The organism is Syntrophorhabdaceae bacterium (assembly GCA_028713955.1).
Taxonomy (GTDB): Bacteria; Desulfobacterota; Syntrophorhabdia; order Syntrophorhabdales; family Syntrophorhabdaceae; genus UBA5609.
In genome coordinates, this window is the sequence record JAQTNJ010000051.1 from 1 (window position 1) to 16215 (window position 16215).

A 16215-nucleotide genomic window follows, 5' to 3' on the forward strand; every position below is an offset into this window, starting at 1 on the left:
GCCTGCGGGCTGGTCTTTCATTACCTCCTGATAAGCACCAACGGGATCCTGCGGTCCTGCAAGATGATCCGCAAGTCGCTGATGACGATGGCGATTGCCTGTTTGATGAACATCGCCCTTAATTTTTTCATCGTTTTCCACACGAGGCTTGGTTTTTGGGGCATAGCCCTCTCGACGGTCTTCAGTGTATTCGCGGGAAGCATGCTCAACCTCTGGCATTGCAGGATATTTGTAGATAAAGCCAGGACGTTTTCTTTCAGGATAGTCCGCGATGTTGTTTCCATCGGGTGGCCGGCGGGGGCCACGCAGGCGATGTGGCAGGTCCATTCAATGGTGATGTTCCTCATACTCAGTTCATTGCCGGAAAAAAGCATAGAGATCCTCGCAGCCCTCGCAGCGGGTACCAGGATAGAATCGGCGATCTTCCTTCCCGCGATAGCCTTCAACATGGCCAACGCGGTGATCGTGGGAAACCTGATAGGCGAGGGGAAGAAAAAGGATGCCTTCAGGGGAGGCCTTGTCACAACGCTCATGGGTGTGAGTATTGTTGTGCTCCTTACGGTTGTTGTAATTACAGGTGCCAGGTGGATCGCGCCGCTGCTTTCACATAACGAGACCGTCATCGCCGAGACCGTCAGGTACCTCTATATAAGCATGCTCAGTGAGCCGTTCATGGCGCTCTGGATCATCCTCGGAGGGGGCTTAAGCGGCGCCGGAGATACGAGATCGATCATGTTCAACGTGATCGCCGGTATCTGGCTGGTCAGAATCCCATTGAGCTATATCTGTGTCGTTCTCCTGGGCCTAAGTGCAGCATCGGTCTGGTGGACGATGAACCTCTCACAGCTCATCATGGCGGTCTTTATGACGAGAAGGTACTGGCAGAGGAAATGGCTGATGTAGCTCATGGCTCACAGTGACACACCTGTAAGGCGTGAGTCGTAAGGCGCGTGAGGGGACTAAGAGAACCATATATCGTAGTTCGTATATCGAGATTCCAAGAAAACCGTTCGGCGTTAGGCGTGAGGAATGAACCACGTGAAACGTGAAAGATAAAATGTAAAAAGTTTAAAACCTTTGCGGACTGCTGATAGCTTATGTCATGGCAGGAATCAGATGCAACCGTTTAATAATCAACGTCGTTCAAGGTCATGAGTCCGCGGCATTGGTTTCTTGCATTGCCAGTATTTCATCGCGGAGGTACCACACAAGCCACAGGCCGGGCAGGGCGGTGAATGTGCTGAAGAGAAAGAAATGCGCCCAGCCGATCATTTCAACGGCATAGCCGGAGGTCGGCGAGACGAGCACCCTCCCGAGCGCTGAAAGAGAAGAGAGGAGAGCAAACTGTGTGGCGCTGAACCGGGGATTGCAGAGCGCCATCAGAAACGCGACGAATGCCGCTGTGCCCATGCCGCCGGAGAGATTTTCAAATGCCACAGCTACGACCAGCATGGCGTAATTTTTTCCTGTCCAGGCAAGGACCATAAAGGATAGATTGGAGACCATCTGGAGGAACCCGAATACAAGGAGCGATTTGAACAGACCGAGCCGTACCATGAGGGCGCCGCCGAAGAGCGCCCCCACGATCGTTGCCACGAGCCCCATGCCCTTGTTGATCGTCCCGACATCAGTCGGCGAAAAATTCACGCCTCTGATGAGAAATGTCGTTGTAAGCGCCCCGGCGTATGCGTCACCGAGCTTGTAAAGGATTATGAGAAGGAGCATCAGTATTGAGGATTTGCGGGACAAAAAATCCTTGAGAGGTCCCCATGCGGCTTCCTGCATGGATTTTGGCGGTGCCACTTTTTTGTGAGGTTCTTTCCCGATGAAAGAACCGGACATGCCGATCACCATGATCGATGCCATGATAAGGTATGTTGTATGCCAGCCGACTATCTCTGAAAGGATAAGGGCCACAGCGCCAGCCACTATCATGGCAATGCGATAACCAAAGACAAAAACAGCGGCGCCCATACCTCTTTCGACATCAGGCAGCACATCAGTACGATATGCATCGATAACGATATCCTGCGAGGCAGACATAAAGGCCACGGTCAAGGCCACCACAGCGAGCATAAAAGGGGCCTTTTCCGGAGACGCAAGGGCCATGAGCACGATGCATATCAAGAGGGCAACCTGGGTGAGGAATACCCAGCCGCGTCTCCTGCCGAGCCATGGGGGAACGAAACGATCCATGAAAGGCGACCAGAGAAACTTGATGGTATAGGGGAGACCGATAAGAGAGAAGATACCGATCGTTTTCAGATCGATCCCCGTGACAGTAAGCCATGCCTGGAGCGTGCCGCCGGTGAGCGGCAGAGGCAGCCCGGAAGAGAAACCGAGAAGCATCATCACCATCATACGGCGACTCGTGAAGATTTTCAGATATGGTGTAAAGTTGATAGACATACCGTTTATTCAAGCACGAAATTCTAATATCGAAGCACTAAACAAATTCGAATGTTCAAAATTCAAAACAGTTGAGCAAAGTAACCGTGCCATTGCGAGCACAGAGTGGCGTAGTGTCATTGCGAGCCCGCAGGGCGTGGCAATCCCATCTTTTGAGATCGCCACGTCGCTTACGCTCCTCGCGATGACAATAAAAAGAAGGACTACCCGCGATGACAATAAAAAGAAGGACGACCCACAATGACAATACATTTCGAACATTTGAATTTTGATATTGTTTAGGATTTGGTGCTTAGAAATTAGAAATTTAAATTTAGAATTTGTCTTCAATCTATAATCCTAACTGGTCGCTTATCCCGTTCATTGCTGCGATGCAGATCTCGGCGAATTCGTTCAAAGGGATGCCGATTGCTTCGCACTCCATGATGTTATCCCTGTTGACCGACGCAGCGAACGCCTTCTCCTTCATCCTCTTCACGACCGATTTTGGTTTAACACTTGCAAGTTTCTTATCGGGGTAGACAAGCGTCGTCGCAACAATGAGTCCTGTTATGGTCTCGCCTGCAGCGAGCGCGTGCTGGAATAAAGTCTCACGTTTTCTGCCGGCAACGGTCTCGTTGTGCATCACGATGGCATCAATGACCTCGGCATCAACACCGTTTTCCTTGAGTATTCTTTCTGTTTCGCGTCCATGGCGGCTAAGGTCGGCATCGACCAGCTCTATGTCAAGATCGTGGAGAAGCCCGGTGATGGCCCATTTTTCCTCATCATTTCCCAGCCTCCGTGCCAGAGCCCTCATAACCGCCTCTGAGGCGTAACAATGGTTCAGCATCCTCTCATTTTTAACGTATTGTTTAAGCAGCGTTAACGCGTCAGCCCTTGTCATTTGTTCGATACCTCCACTTATTGTCCCTTCTCGATAAGCTCGACAAGGAACTTTTTTGATACCAGAAAAAAGGCGATCCTGCTTATAGTCTTACATTTGCGCCGCAGATTTATATCGTATGCGCGGCAATCGACAGGCGGAGTTACCATTTGAAACCCTTTATCAACAAACTCCTGCGATGTTTTTTCGATATCGTTGACTTCAAAGCAGAGATGATGCAGTCCGCCGCCCTTCTTTTTCAGAAAATTCATAATCGGGGAATTCTTGGCAGTCGGCTCCAGCACCTCTATGGGGACATCCGTGTCATCCCCTGTGTTGACGAACGACGCAGTCACATTCAAGGTGTCGAATGGGACGGCCTCGGTGATCTCACGGAAACCAATGGCATGGAGAAGCTCTGTAAATTCCCTGATATTTTCAACGACAAGGCCGATATGGTCAAGTTTGATATCCATCGTATACTTTCTTCTCCGAAATATATTACGAAAGAAACGTTCCGATTACCAGCCGAAAATAGAGCAGTGAATAACATAAAGGCAGTCGATAGTAGATAATTGGTAGTGAATAGCGAAAAGGCAGTCGATAGTAGATAATTGATAGTGAATAGTGGTTAGGACACTTAAAGGAATTGTTTCTTTGGTTTCTTGCTATTCACTATTCACCGCCTTACTCTCTGCCGGGGAACGTAACGCCCGAAAGCAGGGATGCTTCCGGGCGTTTTTGTGGATCAGAAACGAGAATTTCCCGGGGTAGGCTGGCTGTTAACCTCTTCCCGCAGCACCACTTCCATCTTCAGGATAGGGAAGGTGGTTGTATTGAAATCCTGTGCTGCGCGGATAGGCAGGTTTTTGGTGTTGAGAAACCAATCACCCATTTTTGGTTTTCTTACTTCTCCTGTTACCATAAAGCGTATCTCTTTTATCATGGTGTCCACCTCCTAATGGTATGTTACGACCTTGTCGGAGCCACTGCTTATTAATAGTGCAGGCACACACCGTGAAAGAATAAAAAAGGCTTCTGTAACAACAGATATACAAAGATAATCTTGTGTTGTCCCTATGCTGTTGTATGAAATTTGTTTAATCATACTCTATATATACAGGAGGAATAACAAAAAGGAAATGACGGGCGTCACAAACCACGTGAATATTGTTATGAAGGAGCCACATGGGGTTTGTGGCTCCTTCATTATTTCCCCTGGGTTGTTAAGGGTAATAATATAGGGGGGGGTTATGCTGAGCGAACCTTCTTTGCCTGAACCCTATAATCAGAGTTCAATATCCTCTTCGCGCTTTCATCAAGGACGTCTGCTATAAAGGGGATTTTAGTCTCTTTCTCCGTTTCCCTGTTGCCTGAAAATAGGTCGTTCCTCGAGATCTCCGGGATGCTGAATTTACGCGCGCCGGCCATGAGCTGCTGAAGTCCTGCGGCCAGCTTATCCGTCAATGTCCACATGGCGATTGCGCCAAAGGGGATCTTTTTCATTTCTGCTTCGCCGACCTTTTTCTGAACATCGTAGTACCCTGCAAAGATCTCTTCTGCTTTCGAACCAAGCTCCTTGACAGAAGGCGCCAGGTCATCCCAGTTCCCGTTCACATCCTTTTTCCGTTCAGGCTTCAGGACGCCTTCAATGTTGGAACCGAGGAATCCGGGTATCATGGCTGCCCTGCCCATGCAGATCAGTTTGGTAAAGGGTGCGCCGAGCGCGAGGGCCTTGAATATGTGGTCTTCTCTTGCGAGACCGCCGGCAAAAGCGATATCGACAACCCTTTCGCCTCGTGCAGCGAGGATCGATGCGTATTCGTATACCTTGGAGTGAAGAATAACAGAAGGGACACCCCAGGTTTCCATCATGTTCCAGGGGCTCATGCCGGTTCCTCCACCGGCGCCATCAACCGTCAGGAGATCGAGCTTTGCATCGGTAGCAAACTTGATCGACATGGCGAGGGCCTCCATACCGTAAGAACCTGTCTTGAGGGAGATCCTCTTGTATCCTATCTTCCGTAAATATTCTACTGACTGCATGAAGGCTTCCTGTACCTTATCAGGGGACGACAGATCGGTGTATCCGAGTCTGCTGTGACGCGCAAAGGACTTGATCGCACCGTGTTCAAAGGCCTTCTGCACCTCTGGCTTTGTCGGATCGGGGTCTACAAGATATCCCCTGTCTTTCAGGAATAATGCATAACCGAGATTGTCAACCTGGATCTCGCCGCCGATATCCTTTGCTCCCTGGCCCCATTTAAGTTCGATGATAACCTTTTCGCCGTATTTATTGATGACGTATTCCGCGACGCCGTTCCTTGTGTCCTCAACGTTCATCTGGACGATGATCGCGCCGTAACCGTCAAAATAACGGAGATAGGTCGCGATCCTCCTGTCGAGTTCAGGGGCCTTTGTTATCTTGCCGTTCTTTATTACCGCCTCACGGTCGATACCGACAACGTTTTCACCGACAACGATAGGGATACCGACGAGGGCAGCGCCTATCGCGAAAGAATCCCAGTATTTTGCCGCGATGAAGGTCGATCCGAGGGCGCCGGTCATGATCGGGATTTTACATTTGGTTTTTACATCGCTTCCAAATTCTGTCTCTACATTGACGTTTGGAAAGATACAGTCATCGGGATTGTTCTTGAGCCCCTTGCGCAGGCCGCTTACCCCGTAATTGTAGCCCTGTATCCTCAGCGAATTATACGAAACACCTATATGGCAGGTGTTTGCACTCCCGGCAGTGATAACACCAAAGTCTCTCGGGTAGAGGATCTTTCTACCCTTAAGGCTTGCAAGCCAGGTCTCGCATTTCCCCTTACAATCGGCACGGCACAATGTGCAAAGCCCTGATTCTGCAGGGTTACCACGGTTTACGGTTCCTATCGCATCATTAGATTTTGGCCATTCAATCATGTTGTCCTCCTGATAGATTTACTTTGCGGTAATATAATGCCACAATATTGGCAATAGATTGCCATATAATAAATATCGTGTCAAGAAAATATCAGCGGTTAATATCGATAATAACGTTATATAGTATATGTTATAAAGGATTTAATTTTTTTATTGCTTTCATGATATTATGGTATTAAAATGTAATTAACGGCAATATTGCCAATAAAATAAAATTGTATTGCCGTTAAACGTACAGTAAAAGACCATTGTGACAGGAGGTTGCAGCCATGATTGAAAAACAAAAAAGAAAAGAGTTGCTTATCTTAAATGTTCTGAAAAACACGGAGATACCTCTCACCAGCACACGCATTGCCGGGGAGTTGAAACTGCTCGGGCATGAGGTGAGCGAGCGTACTGTTCGACTTTATCTTTCGAGATTGGACCAGGATGGTCTGACGACCGGTAACGGCAAAAAGGGTCATCAGATTACCGAAAGGGGGGTAAGCGAGTTCGATTCATCAAAGATCTTCGAGAGGGTGGGGTTTCTGTCGGCGAAGATTGACCGGATGACCTATCAGATGAACTTCGACCTCAACACCACCTCCGGAACCGTTGTGATCAACGTGACAATCGTGGAACCGGAGCAATTCGCAAAAAGCATCCCCTATATAAGTAAGGTCTACGCGGACGGGTATGCCATGGGGCACCTCATGACGCTCCTCGGCCCGGGCGAATCGCTGGGGCATATATCTGTTCCCGAAGGCATGATCGGTGTGGGCACCGTCTGTTCAATTACTTTGAACGGTGTATTGCTGAAACATGGCATCCCCACGATTTCCAGGTTCGGGGGACTTCTTGAGCTACAGGATAAAACGCCGGTGCGCTTTGTTGAGATCATCATGTACGACGGAACAAGCATAGATCCCCTCGAGATCTTTATACGAAGCGGTATGACGAACTACATGGGCGCGATTCAGACCGGCGATGGAAGGATCGGCGCAAGCTTCCGTGAATTTCCCGCAGAGAGCCGGGAGCTTGTTGTGCAGCTTGCCGAAAAGCTGAAGCGGGTCGGTCTCGGTGGTCTTGCCCGGATAGGCAGGCCCGGTCAGACGATCCTTGACATACCGGTCAATGAAGGAAGGATCGGCGCGATCGTTATCGGTGGCCTCAATCCCGTATCTATTCTTGAGGAAAATGGGGTCCGCGCGTATTCACGGGCGCTTGCCGGGCTCATCGATTTCAGCAGGCTCTTCCGGTACGACGAGATGGCGAACAGGATAAAGGATTACCTGCCGTGAAACCACTTACACGGGCGAGCACAGGGTTAGATGGTCTGGATACGGTCCTTGACGGCCTGCGCATGGGAGACAATGTCGTATGGCAGGTGGACGATATAAAGGACTACCGGCACTACGTCACTCCCTATGTGGAGAAGGCTATCAGGGAACACAGAGAGATCGTCTACATGAGGTTTGCCGAACATGAGCCCCTGGTACGGAAAACCGGAGACGTTACGGTCTATACACTGGATGCCAACAGCGGTTTCGAGTCCTTTACAACCCAGGTCTATAACATTGCGACAACAGAGGGCAGGGACGTTTTTTATGTCTTTGATTGTCTCTCCCACCTTCTTTCTGCCTGGGCCACGGACCTGATGATAGGAAATTTCTTTGTTATTACCTGCCCGTACCTGTTCCAGCTCAATACGATAGCATACTTCTCTATCCTGCGGCATAGCCACTCGTTTAAGACAATAGCCCGCATCCGCGAGACTGCCCAGGTTTTGCTGGAGGTCTACAATCAGGAAGACAGCTATTATGTACACCCGTTAAAGGTCTGGAACAGATATTCGTCGACCATGTTCCTGCCCCATCTTGAAGAAGATGACGGATTTATGCCCGTTACCAACAGCGTTGATGCTACGCGTCTATTTTCAGATATTTCGAGGCTGGAAGAAAAGAGCGCCAGGCGCTACCTGGATTACTGGGACAGGCTTTTCTTAAAGGCCGAGGACCTTGCCAAAGGATCATGCGACCCGGAAAAAAGACAGGCGATGATCGACGAACTCTGCAGGATCATGATCGGGAGAGAGAGCAGGATGCTGGCCCTCGCGAAGGAGAATTTTTCGCTTGAAGATCTGCTCGACATCAAGTCGCGCTTGATAGGGACAGGTTTTATCGGGGGAAAAACCGTCGGGATGCTCCTTGCCAGAAAGATACTCCAGAAGGACGCGCAGCTTCGCTGGCAGGACTATCTTGAACAGCACGACTCCTTCTATATAGGGTCGGATATCTTCTATACCTATATTGTCCAGAATGGTTTGTGGGAACTGCGGATGAGACAGAAAACGAAAGAGGGATATTTTGAGGCGGCTGTCCCGTTGCGGGAAAAGATGTTGCAGGGCGTATTCCCCGACGAGATCAAGGAACAATTCCAGCAATTAATAGAGTATTTCGGCCAGTCACCGATCATCATCCGTTCCAGCAGTCTCCTTGAAGATGCCTTTGGCAATGCCTTTGCGGGAAAATACGAGAGCATCTTCTCTGTGAATCAGGGTTCTCCGGAGAGGCGCTATACGGATTTTGTTGAGTATGTGCGGCGGGTCTTTGCAAGCACCATGGATGAGGATGCGCTGACGTACCGCCTGCAGAGGGGGCTTGACCGGCAGGACGAACAGATGGCCCTTCTCGTACAGAGGGTTTCAGGATCATACCGGAAACATTATTTTTTCCCGGACATTGGTGGTGTGGGTGTTTCATACAATACCTTCGTGTGGAGGGAGGGCATGGACCCTACGGCCGGCATGTTGAGGCTCGTTGCCGGCTTGGGAACACGGGCTGTAAACCGCGTTGAAAATGATTATCCCCGTATCGTTGCCCTTGACAACCCATTGTTCCGTCCTCACGCAGGCATGGAAGACACGAGGAGGTTCTCGCAACACGATATTGATGTGCTCAACGTCAACGATAATACCCTGGAGACCGTTTCATTGCTGTCGCAGGTCAACGAGGAAGGGTCCGGTATCAGGTTGGATCTCCTTGGTGAAATAGATCATGAGACGACAGAACGGATGAGAGAACTGGGTATGAGAGAGAAGGAGGCATGGATACTTACTTTTGATAACCTCCTGTCCCGCACCTCTTTCACGGGGGTTATGCACAGGATGCTGAAAGACCTCGAAGTCATCTATGATTACCCGGTAGAGATAGAGTTCACCGTCAACTTTACCCAGTATAATGATTATAAGATAAACCTCCTGCAATGCAGGCCGCTTCAGGCGAAGGGCCAGTTAAAAAAGGTGGAGATCCCTACCTGTATCTCGGTAAAGGATGTCCTTTTTCAAACAGCCGGTAACTTTATGGGTGGAAGCATCTCCAGGAGGATCACGAGAATCATCTGCGTTGATCCTGAACATTACACCGGCCTCTCATTGACCGGGAAGTACGATGTTGCCAGGTTTATCGGGAAATTCAACAAGCTTGTGAAGGACAGGGAGACAACGCCGACCTTGCTTTTGGGACCCGGCAGATGGGGGACAACAACACCGTCGCTCGGCGTACCTGTAAGATTTTCAGAGATCAACCACATGACAGCCATGGGAGAGATCGCATATATGGATGGCAACCTGATGCCGGAGCTTTCCTTCGGGACACATTTTTTTCAGGACCTCGTTGAGACGGACATCTTCTATCTGGCGCTTTTTCCGGGAAATCCCGGTGTGGTATGGAATAGGGAACTCTTTAATATATTTCCCGTTATATCGGAACGGTTGATACCCGAAAGCGCCAGATACAGTGATGTGCTCAAGGTGTATGATGTATCGGGGCATGATGTTCAGATCATGGCCGATATCATATCGCAAAGACTGATCTGTTTCATTGATACAAGAACGTACTGACAGCGTCATTGAAATTCTGAAGTTTCGTATACTCATAAAGGGTTGACATTGCCCTGCTTTCCGTGGATATCCCTGATTCTTCTGCGGCGGCGATCGGATTGAGCCCGCCCGCTACGATCATACCTATCTTGTCAACCCCTACGGGGATATCCAGCAGGGGTTGATTCGGTTTTCCAAAGACGATCTTTCCACTGAGACCTTTTCTCACCATCCTGTCGCCCAGGTCCTCCGCCTCATTGATGCTTACAACGGGGACTTCCCTGAAACTGGCAAGGACCTTGCCGGAGTTTTGTTTCATGACGCCGATGACATCGGTCATCCTGCTCCTGATGAAGATCTCCAGGGGGTCCAGAGAGGAGCCTTCATAGCTTACCAGCGACGTGAACCGCATAGGGTTGCCGTCTTCTATCTCGACGACACCCCCGTACCGCGATATGACGGGTATCCCGGCCTTAAGAAAGACCCCGTTCAATGTAATGCTGCAAACCGTCCCGAGTCCTATACTGCCTCGTGGTACCGTAATATCGCCGATCCGCTCCCCTCCTTTTGCCAGGGTAATCTTATTGCTCATGACGTAGGGAGATTGAAACACCTCTGCCATTATTTTCAGCGCATCCTTCAGTCTTTTCTCCTGGAAAAATGAGATATTGAGGATTATGTTCCCCTTCAGGGCGTCAATATTGAAGTCAGTGAGATAGGAAAGGCTGTCAATCTTGCTTATGACGAAATTGACCCGTTCGGACACAAAGGCGTTACCCAGTTCCCCTTTGCCCTTGTCGGTGATAGTCCTCCCTTTTTTACCCTGGACGTCTGTCAGCCCTTTCTCGTCGAGGAGTTTCAGGTAATAGCGCACCGTTCGCTCCGAGATCTCGATCCCGTGGGACAGAAGCTCCTTCGCCAGTTCCGCCGAACCGGTGCTGCCGTTGCGCCTGTCGAGGACCCTGAGGATGGTGAACATTATTTTGTTCATCAAACGATCCCGTATGCGAACATCGACCTTGCAACCTTCAGGAAGCCCGCAATGTTTGCCCCTGTGACATAGTCGCCTTTTTTGCCGTAGGCTTCGCCTGCGTCAAGGCACGCCTTGTGGATGCTTTTCATGATGTTGAAAAGCATCTTGTCGACTTCTTCGCGCGACCACGATAATTTGAGGCTGTTCTGGCTCATCTCGAGGCCGGAAACAGAGACACCGCCTGCATTTGCTGCTTTACCGGGACCAAAAAGCACATTATGTTCCCGGAAGACGTTGACGGCCTCCGGCGTAGAAGGCATATTGGCGCCTTCAGAGACACAGAAGCATCCGTTCTTAACAAGGGCCTCTGCGTTCTTGCCATCCAGCTCGTTCTGGGTAGCACAGGGGATGGCGATGTCGACCTTCAGGCCCTGTTCCCTTATGACATCCCAGACGCTATCCCCGATGTAGCACACGGTCTTGTATTTGTCGGCATATTCTTTGATCCTGCCTCTTCTTACGTTTTTCAACTCTTTTACGTATTCACATTTCTCACCCTGAATCCCGGCTTCGTCAACGATGGTCGCGCTGGAGTCACAAAGCGTGATTACCCTGCCGCCAAGCTGGTTTACCTTTTCCACGGCATACTGTGCAACGTTTCCGGAACCGCTGATCGCCACGGTCTTTCCTTTAAAATCCGTTTTCCTCGTGGCAAGCATTTCCGCGGCAAAGTATACTGCGCCGTAACCCGTTGCCTCGGGCCGTATGAGGCTGCCGCCATACTCAAGGCCTTTGCCGGTAAATACACCTGTATGTTCGTTGACGATCTTTTTGTAATAGCCGAACATATAGCCTATTTCCCGTCCCCCAACACCGATATCACCTGCCGGGACATCCGTTTCAGGGCCGATGTGGCGGTAAATCTCCCTCGTAAAGGCGTGACAGAAACGCATTACCTCATCGTCCGATTTTCCCTTGGGGTCGAAATCAGACCCCCCCTTTGCCCCGCCCATAGGCAGGGTAGTGAGGGAATTCTTGAATGTCTGCTCGAATCCCAGAAACTTCATAATGCTCAGATTAACCGAGGGATGAAAACGTATGCCCCCCTTATATGGTCCAATTGCGTTATTAAACTGGATCCTGAATCCCCTGTTAACCTGGACCTTTCCTTTATCGTCAACCCAGGGAACCCTGAAGATAATTGTCCGGTCAGGTTCTACGATACGTTCGTAAATACCCGCCTTGACGAATTCAGGGTGTTTCTTTACGGTGGGTTCCAGTGTTTCCATTACCTCATGAACGGCCTGATGAAATTCCGGTTCGTTGGGGTCCTGCTGCTTCACCTTTGCGATAACATCATTGATAACTGACATAACCTGATTCCTCCTTATGAATTATTTATTTTGCACTGCCGATCTTTTACGTACTGTGCGGGGAAGGTTTCGCAGGTAGTAGCGTAACAGGTGAAACTTGTCCCTTAATTCAACGCTGGCGTGGTCCATCTCCCACTCTTCTTCCATTTCGTCGAGGATATTCCTGGCCTTGCTGATGAGGTCAGTCTCTTCGGCCCTGCTTAACACTGTGTCCGGCAGTTCCTCCGGTGAAATATCAAGGGACAACCTTTCCGCTGTTTTTAAAACGATCACGTTATTGAAGGTTTTCATACGCCACCTCGTTTTTGAGCGCTATACCGAATTGCCTTCATTCATATAGCTTCGTTGCCTTCGTTGTCATCGCCTCGACGTACTAAAATGTACGCCTCCGTCGCTTCCTCCTCGTCGCCTTGCTCTATTTTTGAATGCAATCCGGCAACGTAGACCTGTGTTTTAAATAAAACCCAGATTACCCAATCCGCACAATCAGGCGATAACTAATAATTAGATAGGGGAAAATACTATAAAAAGAATAGGGGAATACACTACTATACTCGTAAAAGCAATATTATAAGGACTCTACCCAATGTACTGCATGTCTCAGAAGCTCCGTGGCGTTCTTAAGATTTAATTTTTCTTTTATGTTGGCGCGGTAAGATTCAACCGTTTTGATGCTTACATTCAGTTCCTGGGCAATCTGACGCGTCACGAATCCCTGCCCGATGAGCTGGAATACCTCAAGCTCACGATTGCTCAACACTTCCATGGGTGACCGTGTGTTTTCAGCCTTGCCGTCTATAAACTTTTTTACAATCGTTGCGCTAACCCTTTCGCTCACATAAACCTCTCCCCCGATAACCCTCCTGATCGCCTCCATCATCTTTTCGATCGCCTCCTGCTTCATGATGTAACCCTTTGCACCTACCCTGAGGGCGCGCTCAGCAAAGAGAGATTCATCGTGCATGGAAACGACAAGGATCGGAAGGTTTGCATCGCGTACCTTTATCTTTTTTATGAGTTCTATGCCGTCGATACCCTGGAGGGAGATGTCGACAATTGCGAGGTCCGGTTTTATCTTTTTCAGGAGATCAAGGGCACTCTGGGCATTCTCTGCTTCTCCGCAAATGACCATATCGGGCTCCTGGTTGATAAGTTGAGCAAGGCCCTTACGGACGATCGGATGGTCATCGACTATAAAGATCTTATTTCTCTGGCCAACAAAAACTGTCTCTTTTTCCTTTTTCATCGTTTTTCCCCCTTTTTTTAGCCCGTTGCCTTGACTGGAATGAACAGGCTACAACCGTTCCGCCTGCCGGGTTACTTTTGATCTCCAGTGATGCGCCTATCATGTTTGCCCTGTGCCTCATGATACTTATACCCATCCCTGTATTGTTTTTCAACATCCTCCGGGAACAAACGCCATCATTTTTGATCATAAGCACTGTGGCCCCGTTTTCGTTCGTGAAGGTGATACGAATGTTGTTTGCCTTCCCGTGCTTGATGGCGTTATTTACCGCCTCCTGCGCGATACGGTAAAGGTGGATCGCCATGATATTGTCATGGATAAGAACGGGACGGTCATAGCTGAAGGAGCAGTTGATTCCGAAGAACTTTTGTACGGTATGGGATAATTCCGTTAATGCCGCCATCAGCCCCGTTGCTTCAAGCCGGACAGGGTAGAGACCGCGGGCGAGCCCTTTTGTCTGGGTGATCGCATCATCTATAAGCGATACAATCTCTGCCGCATCACGGGCTTCCCCATAGGATTGTGCATCCATCTTTTGCTCCAGGACCTTGCCGAGAAAGGCGATGCCGGCGAGCTGCTGGCACAGGCTGTCATGGAGGTCCTGACCGATCCTCTGTTGCTCCCATTCGCTGATTTCAAGTACCTGTTTTTCGAGGTGTCTTCTCTCGGTAATGTCGCGGATGATCCCGAGGACCTCATCCCCGCCGCTTTCTGTCAGCAGGACCTCATAATAGAAGACCGTATCGTTATAGCTGAACCTGTGTTCATATATCTGTGTCTCGCCGGTTTGCAGTACGTGAGAGACATTTTTCATCCCTTGCAGGACGATCTCCCTGGGTAGCACCTTGAAATAATCGGGCAATTCCTGCACATTTTTGCCAGGTAATGAGTATGTGCGTAACCGTTGACCAAAGGATTTCCCTTTCTTGAGATCAAGGATAGTACCATCCCTGCTGATCCTGAATATGAGATCCGGTATAGCGTTCAGCAGTGCCTTATTCCTTGTGGTACTTTCTTTCAGGGCGTCTTCCGCAATCTTCCGTTCTATAATCTCTCCGATACGTTTGGCAATGACGTTTATCAGGTTTCTTTCTTCCTTCAGAAAAGGACCTTCGTCGCTTTTCGGCTTTTTCTTGAGGTAACAAACCTCGAGGAAGCCCATCTTTTTTCTTTTTACCAGTATATCTGCCGATTGTGTCCACGGTGTTTCCTGAAAGTTCTCCGTTAAAAATATCTGGTCGCCGAGGGTAATCTTTGCGCCTGTTATCTCAGGGTACTGCCATGCCGAAGGAATGATATTAACAGTCTCGTGCAATATCTTTTCGAGAGATATGCCGTGTCTCTCAACAAGGTTTGAAATGGCATAGAGGCAGTTTAACTCTTTGACGCGTTCCCCGAGATCGTGGGTCTGCTGCTGCGAAAATCTCTTAAAACGTCTGAACTCTTTCGCAGATTCCCGCAATTTTACAACCCTGTTCCGTAACGTTGTCAATTCAGGTAATAACTGTTTTCTTGTCTTGTCCTTTATATTCATATAAAGTCAACTTATAGTTCATGACTCATAGCCCATGGTAAAATCAGGCACGAAATCCTGATATCTAAATTCGAAACAATCTCAAAATTCAAATATTGAATCTCCGCAATAAAAGCCTTTCAACGCGTTTTGAATTTTGAACATTATAACATTTAAATTTGTTTCGTGCCTGGATATTCGGATTGAGGATTTGCTATCAGCTATCAACTGATATCGTAAAACGTGAAAAGTTAAGAAGGTCCTCGTTATTCGTAAGCGTCGTGCTATCTTTCAACCCCTCGCTCTCAGCTCTCCGCTCTCAGCTATTTTCCCTCACGACTTACGGTTATTTCTTCAACCTCCATATCGAGGAGGTTTATAAAGAGCATCCTGTTTTGCAAGAGGTTGCCCCGGTTGAGAAGTATCTTGCATGTCTCTGCTGCTTCAAGACCGGCTATGACCGCCGGTCCGAAAGAGGGTATACCTGTAATCTTTTCGATCCCCGCGCCTTCCGGGTAGCGCTTTAAGATCTCGCAAACACTCCTGCTGCCGGGCATCTGGGTTGTGAGCTGACCGTACCATCCCCCGATAGTTCCGTATACCATGGGGATTGACATGGCATTGCATGCCTCCGCAAGGTCGATCCGTGCAGCGATGTTATCGAGGGCATCTACAGCAACATCGATATCTTTTAAGATGACCCCGGCATTAATCGTTGAAAAGGTCTCCCTGACCGGTATGACCGTAATGGCTGGATTGATCTCCGCTACCCTTTGTACCGCTGCTTCTACCTTCGGTGTCCCCAGGGTCTGGAGAGTCGAAAAAAGCTGCCGGTTGAGGTTGTGCTCCTCAAAACAATCGGAATCCACAACGACAATCTTCCCTATGCCGAGGCGCGCCGCCTCCTCAATAATATACCCGCCAAGGCCGCCGCAGCCGATGACTGCAACGGTGCTTTTTAAGAGCCGGAGCTGGTCTGCAGGGGTGATAAGGTTTTGATTTCTCTGATAACGGACAGGTGTGAGGCTGAGCTTCAGGATCGCTTCCTC

The 16215-nt window shown here is 49.2% G+C and carries 15 protein-coding genes; 4 read left to right on the plus strand and 11 right to left on the minus strand.

The window, feature by feature from the left end; all coding sequences use genetic code 11:
• A partial coding sequence (locus PHU49_06390) for an MATE family efflux transporter (GenBank protein MDD5243630.1) occupies nt 1–903 on the plus strand: 903 nt, incomplete at its 5' end.
• Nucleotides 904–1149: 246 nt separating this feature from the next.
• Here PHU49_06390 and PHU49_06395 read toward each other — a convergent pair.
• The gene (locus tag PHU49_06395) at nt 1150–2361 is read right to left on the minus strand and encodes an MFS transporter (GenBank protein MDD5243631.1); all 1212 of its coding nucleotides are present in this window, start codon (nt 2359–2361) and stop codon (nt 1150–1152) included.
• A 10-nt stretch (nt 2362–2371) separates the two neighbouring features.
• Here PHU49_06395 and PHU49_06400 point away from each other — a divergent pair, with 10 nt between their 5' ends.
• A complete protein-coding gene (locus PHU49_06400; GenBank protein ID MDD5243632.1) occupies nt 2372–2653 on the plus strand; it encodes a hypothetical protein in 282 nt (93 codons plus the stop codon).
• Nucleotides 2654–2740: 87 nt separating this feature from the next.
• Here the strand turns inward: PHU49_06400 and PHU49_06405 are convergent, their stop codons facing one another.
• From PHU49_06405 to PHU49_06420, 4 genes are all read right to left on the minus strand, one after another.
• Nucleotides 2741–3295, minus strand: a complete 555-nt coding sequence (locus PHU49_06405; protein MDD5243633.1) for an HDIG domain-containing protein — start codon at nt 3293–3295, stop codon at nt 2741–2743.
• A gap of 17 nt (nt 3296–3312) precedes the next feature.
• Complete coding sequence (locus PHU49_06410; GenBank protein MDD5243634.1) at nt 3313–3750, minus strand: VOC family protein; 438 nt, start codon at nt 3748–3750, stop codon at nt 3313–3315.
• Nucleotides 3751–4022: 272 nt separating this feature from the next.
• On the minus strand, nt 4023–4220 hold the full coding sequence (locus PHU49_06415) for a hypothetical protein (protein MDD5243635.1): 198 nt from the start codon (nt 4218–4220) through the stop codon (nt 4023–4025).
• A gap of 305 nt (nt 4221–4525) precedes the next feature.
• A complete protein-coding gene (locus PHU49_06420) occupies nt 4526–6202 on the minus strand; it encodes a glutamate synthase-related protein (GenBank protein MDD5243636.1) in 1677 nt (558 codons plus the stop codon).
• 269 nt (nt 6203–6471) lie between these two features.
• On the opposite strand from PHU49_06420, the gene PHU49_06425 reads away from it, so the two are divergent.
• Nucleotides 6472–7482 carry an NrpR regulatory domain-containing protein gene (locus tag PHU49_06425; protein MDD5243637.1) on the plus strand — a complete coding sequence of 337 codons (1011 nt, stop codon included), beginning with the start codon at nt 6472–6474 and terminating at the stop codon, nt 7480–7482.
• A complete protein-coding gene (locus tag PHU49_06430; protein MDD5243638.1) occupies nt 7479–10082 on the plus strand; it encodes a PEP/pyruvate-binding domain-containing protein in 2604 nt (867 codons plus the stop codon). Before PHU49_06425 ends, PHU49_06430 begins: the two co-directional genes overlap by 4 nt.
• Here PHU49_06430 and PHU49_06435 read toward each other — a convergent pair.
• The 6 genes from PHU49_06435 to PHU49_06460 form a co-directional block, all read right to left on the minus strand.
• Nucleotides 10060–11052, minus strand: coding sequence for an NrpR regulatory domain-containing protein (locus PHU49_06435; protein ID MDD5243639.1), 993 nt, complete (start codon nt 11050–11052; stop codon nt 10060–10062). The two genes, PHU49_06430 and PHU49_06435, sit on opposite strands and share 23 nt — an antisense overlap.
• Nucleotides 11052–12407, minus strand: a complete 1356-nt coding sequence (gene gdhA / locus PHU49_06440; GenBank protein MDD5243640.1) for an NADP-specific glutamate dehydrogenase — start codon at nt 12405–12407, stop codon at nt 11052–11054. The genes PHU49_06435 and gdhA overlap by 1 nt, the downstream gene beginning before the upstream one ends.
• A 21-nt stretch (nt 12408–12428) precedes the next feature.
• Nucleotides 12429–12698 (minus strand): hypothetical protein, encoded by a 270-nt coding sequence (locus tag PHU49_06445; GenBank protein MDD5243641.1) that lies wholly within the window; start codon nt 12696–12698, stop codon nt 12429–12431.
• A gap of 277 nt (nt 12699–12975) precedes the next feature.
• Nucleotides 12976–13653, minus strand: coding sequence for a response regulator transcription factor (locus tag PHU49_06450; protein ID MDD5243642.1), 678 nt, complete (start codon nt 13651–13653; stop codon nt 12976–12978).
• Nucleotides 13610–15187, minus strand: a complete 1578-nt coding sequence (locus tag PHU49_06455) for a histidine kinase (protein MDD5243643.1) — start codon at nt 15185–15187, stop codon at nt 13610–13612. The genes PHU49_06450 and PHU49_06455 overlap by 44 nt, the downstream gene beginning before the upstream one ends.
• A 302-nt stretch (nt 15188–15489) precedes the next feature.
• The coding region (locus PHU49_06460; protein MDD5243644.1) for a HesA/MoeB/ThiF family protein at nt 15490–16215 on the minus strand (726 nt) is incomplete at its 5' end.

Excerpts from the sequence above, each read along its gene's own strand:
- PHU49_06395 (MDD5243631.1), bottom strand. The coding sequence starts at position 2,361 with ATGATGGTGATGATGCTTCTCGGTTTCTCTTCCGGGCTGCCTCTGCCG.
- PHU49_06405 (MDD5243633.1), bottom strand. The coding sequence starts at position 3,295 with ATGACAAGGGCTGACGCGTTAACGCTGCTTAAACAATACGTTAAAAAT.
- PHU49_06410 (MDD5243634.1), bottom strand. The coding sequence starts at position 3,750 with ATGGATATCAAACTTGACCATATCGGCCTTGTCGTTGAAAATATCAGG.
- PHU49_06415 (MDD5243635.1), bottom strand. The coding sequence starts at position 4,220 with ATGATAAAAGAGATACGCTTTATGGTAACAGGAGAAGTAAGAAAACCA.
- PHU49_06420 (MDD5243636.1), bottom strand. The coding sequence starts at position 6,202 with ATGATTGAATGGCCAAAATCTAATGATGCGATAGGAACCGTAAACCGT.
- PHU49_06425 (MDD5243637.1), top strand. The coding sequence starts at position 6,472 with ATGATTGAAAAACAAAAAAGAAAAGAGTTGCTTATCTTAAATGTTCTG.
- PHU49_06435 (MDD5243639.1), bottom strand. The coding sequence starts at position 11,052 with ATGAACAAAATAATGTTCACCATCCTCAGGGTCCTCGACAGGCGCAAC.
- gdhA (MDD5243640.1), bottom strand. The coding sequence starts at position 12,407 with ATGTCAGTTATCAATGATGTTATCGCAAAGGTGAAGCAGCAGGACCCC.
- PHU49_06445 (MDD5243641.1), bottom strand. The coding sequence starts at position 12,698 with ATGAAAACCTTCAATAACGTGATCGTTTTAAAAACAGCGGAAAGGTTG.
- PHU49_06450 (MDD5243642.1), bottom strand. The coding sequence starts at position 13,653 with ATGAAAAAGGAAAAAGAGACAGTTTTTGTTGGCCAGAGAAATAAGATC.
- PHU49_06455 (MDD5243643.1), bottom strand. The coding sequence starts at position 15,187 with ATGAATATAAAGGACAAGACAAGAAAACAGTTATTACCTGAATTGACA.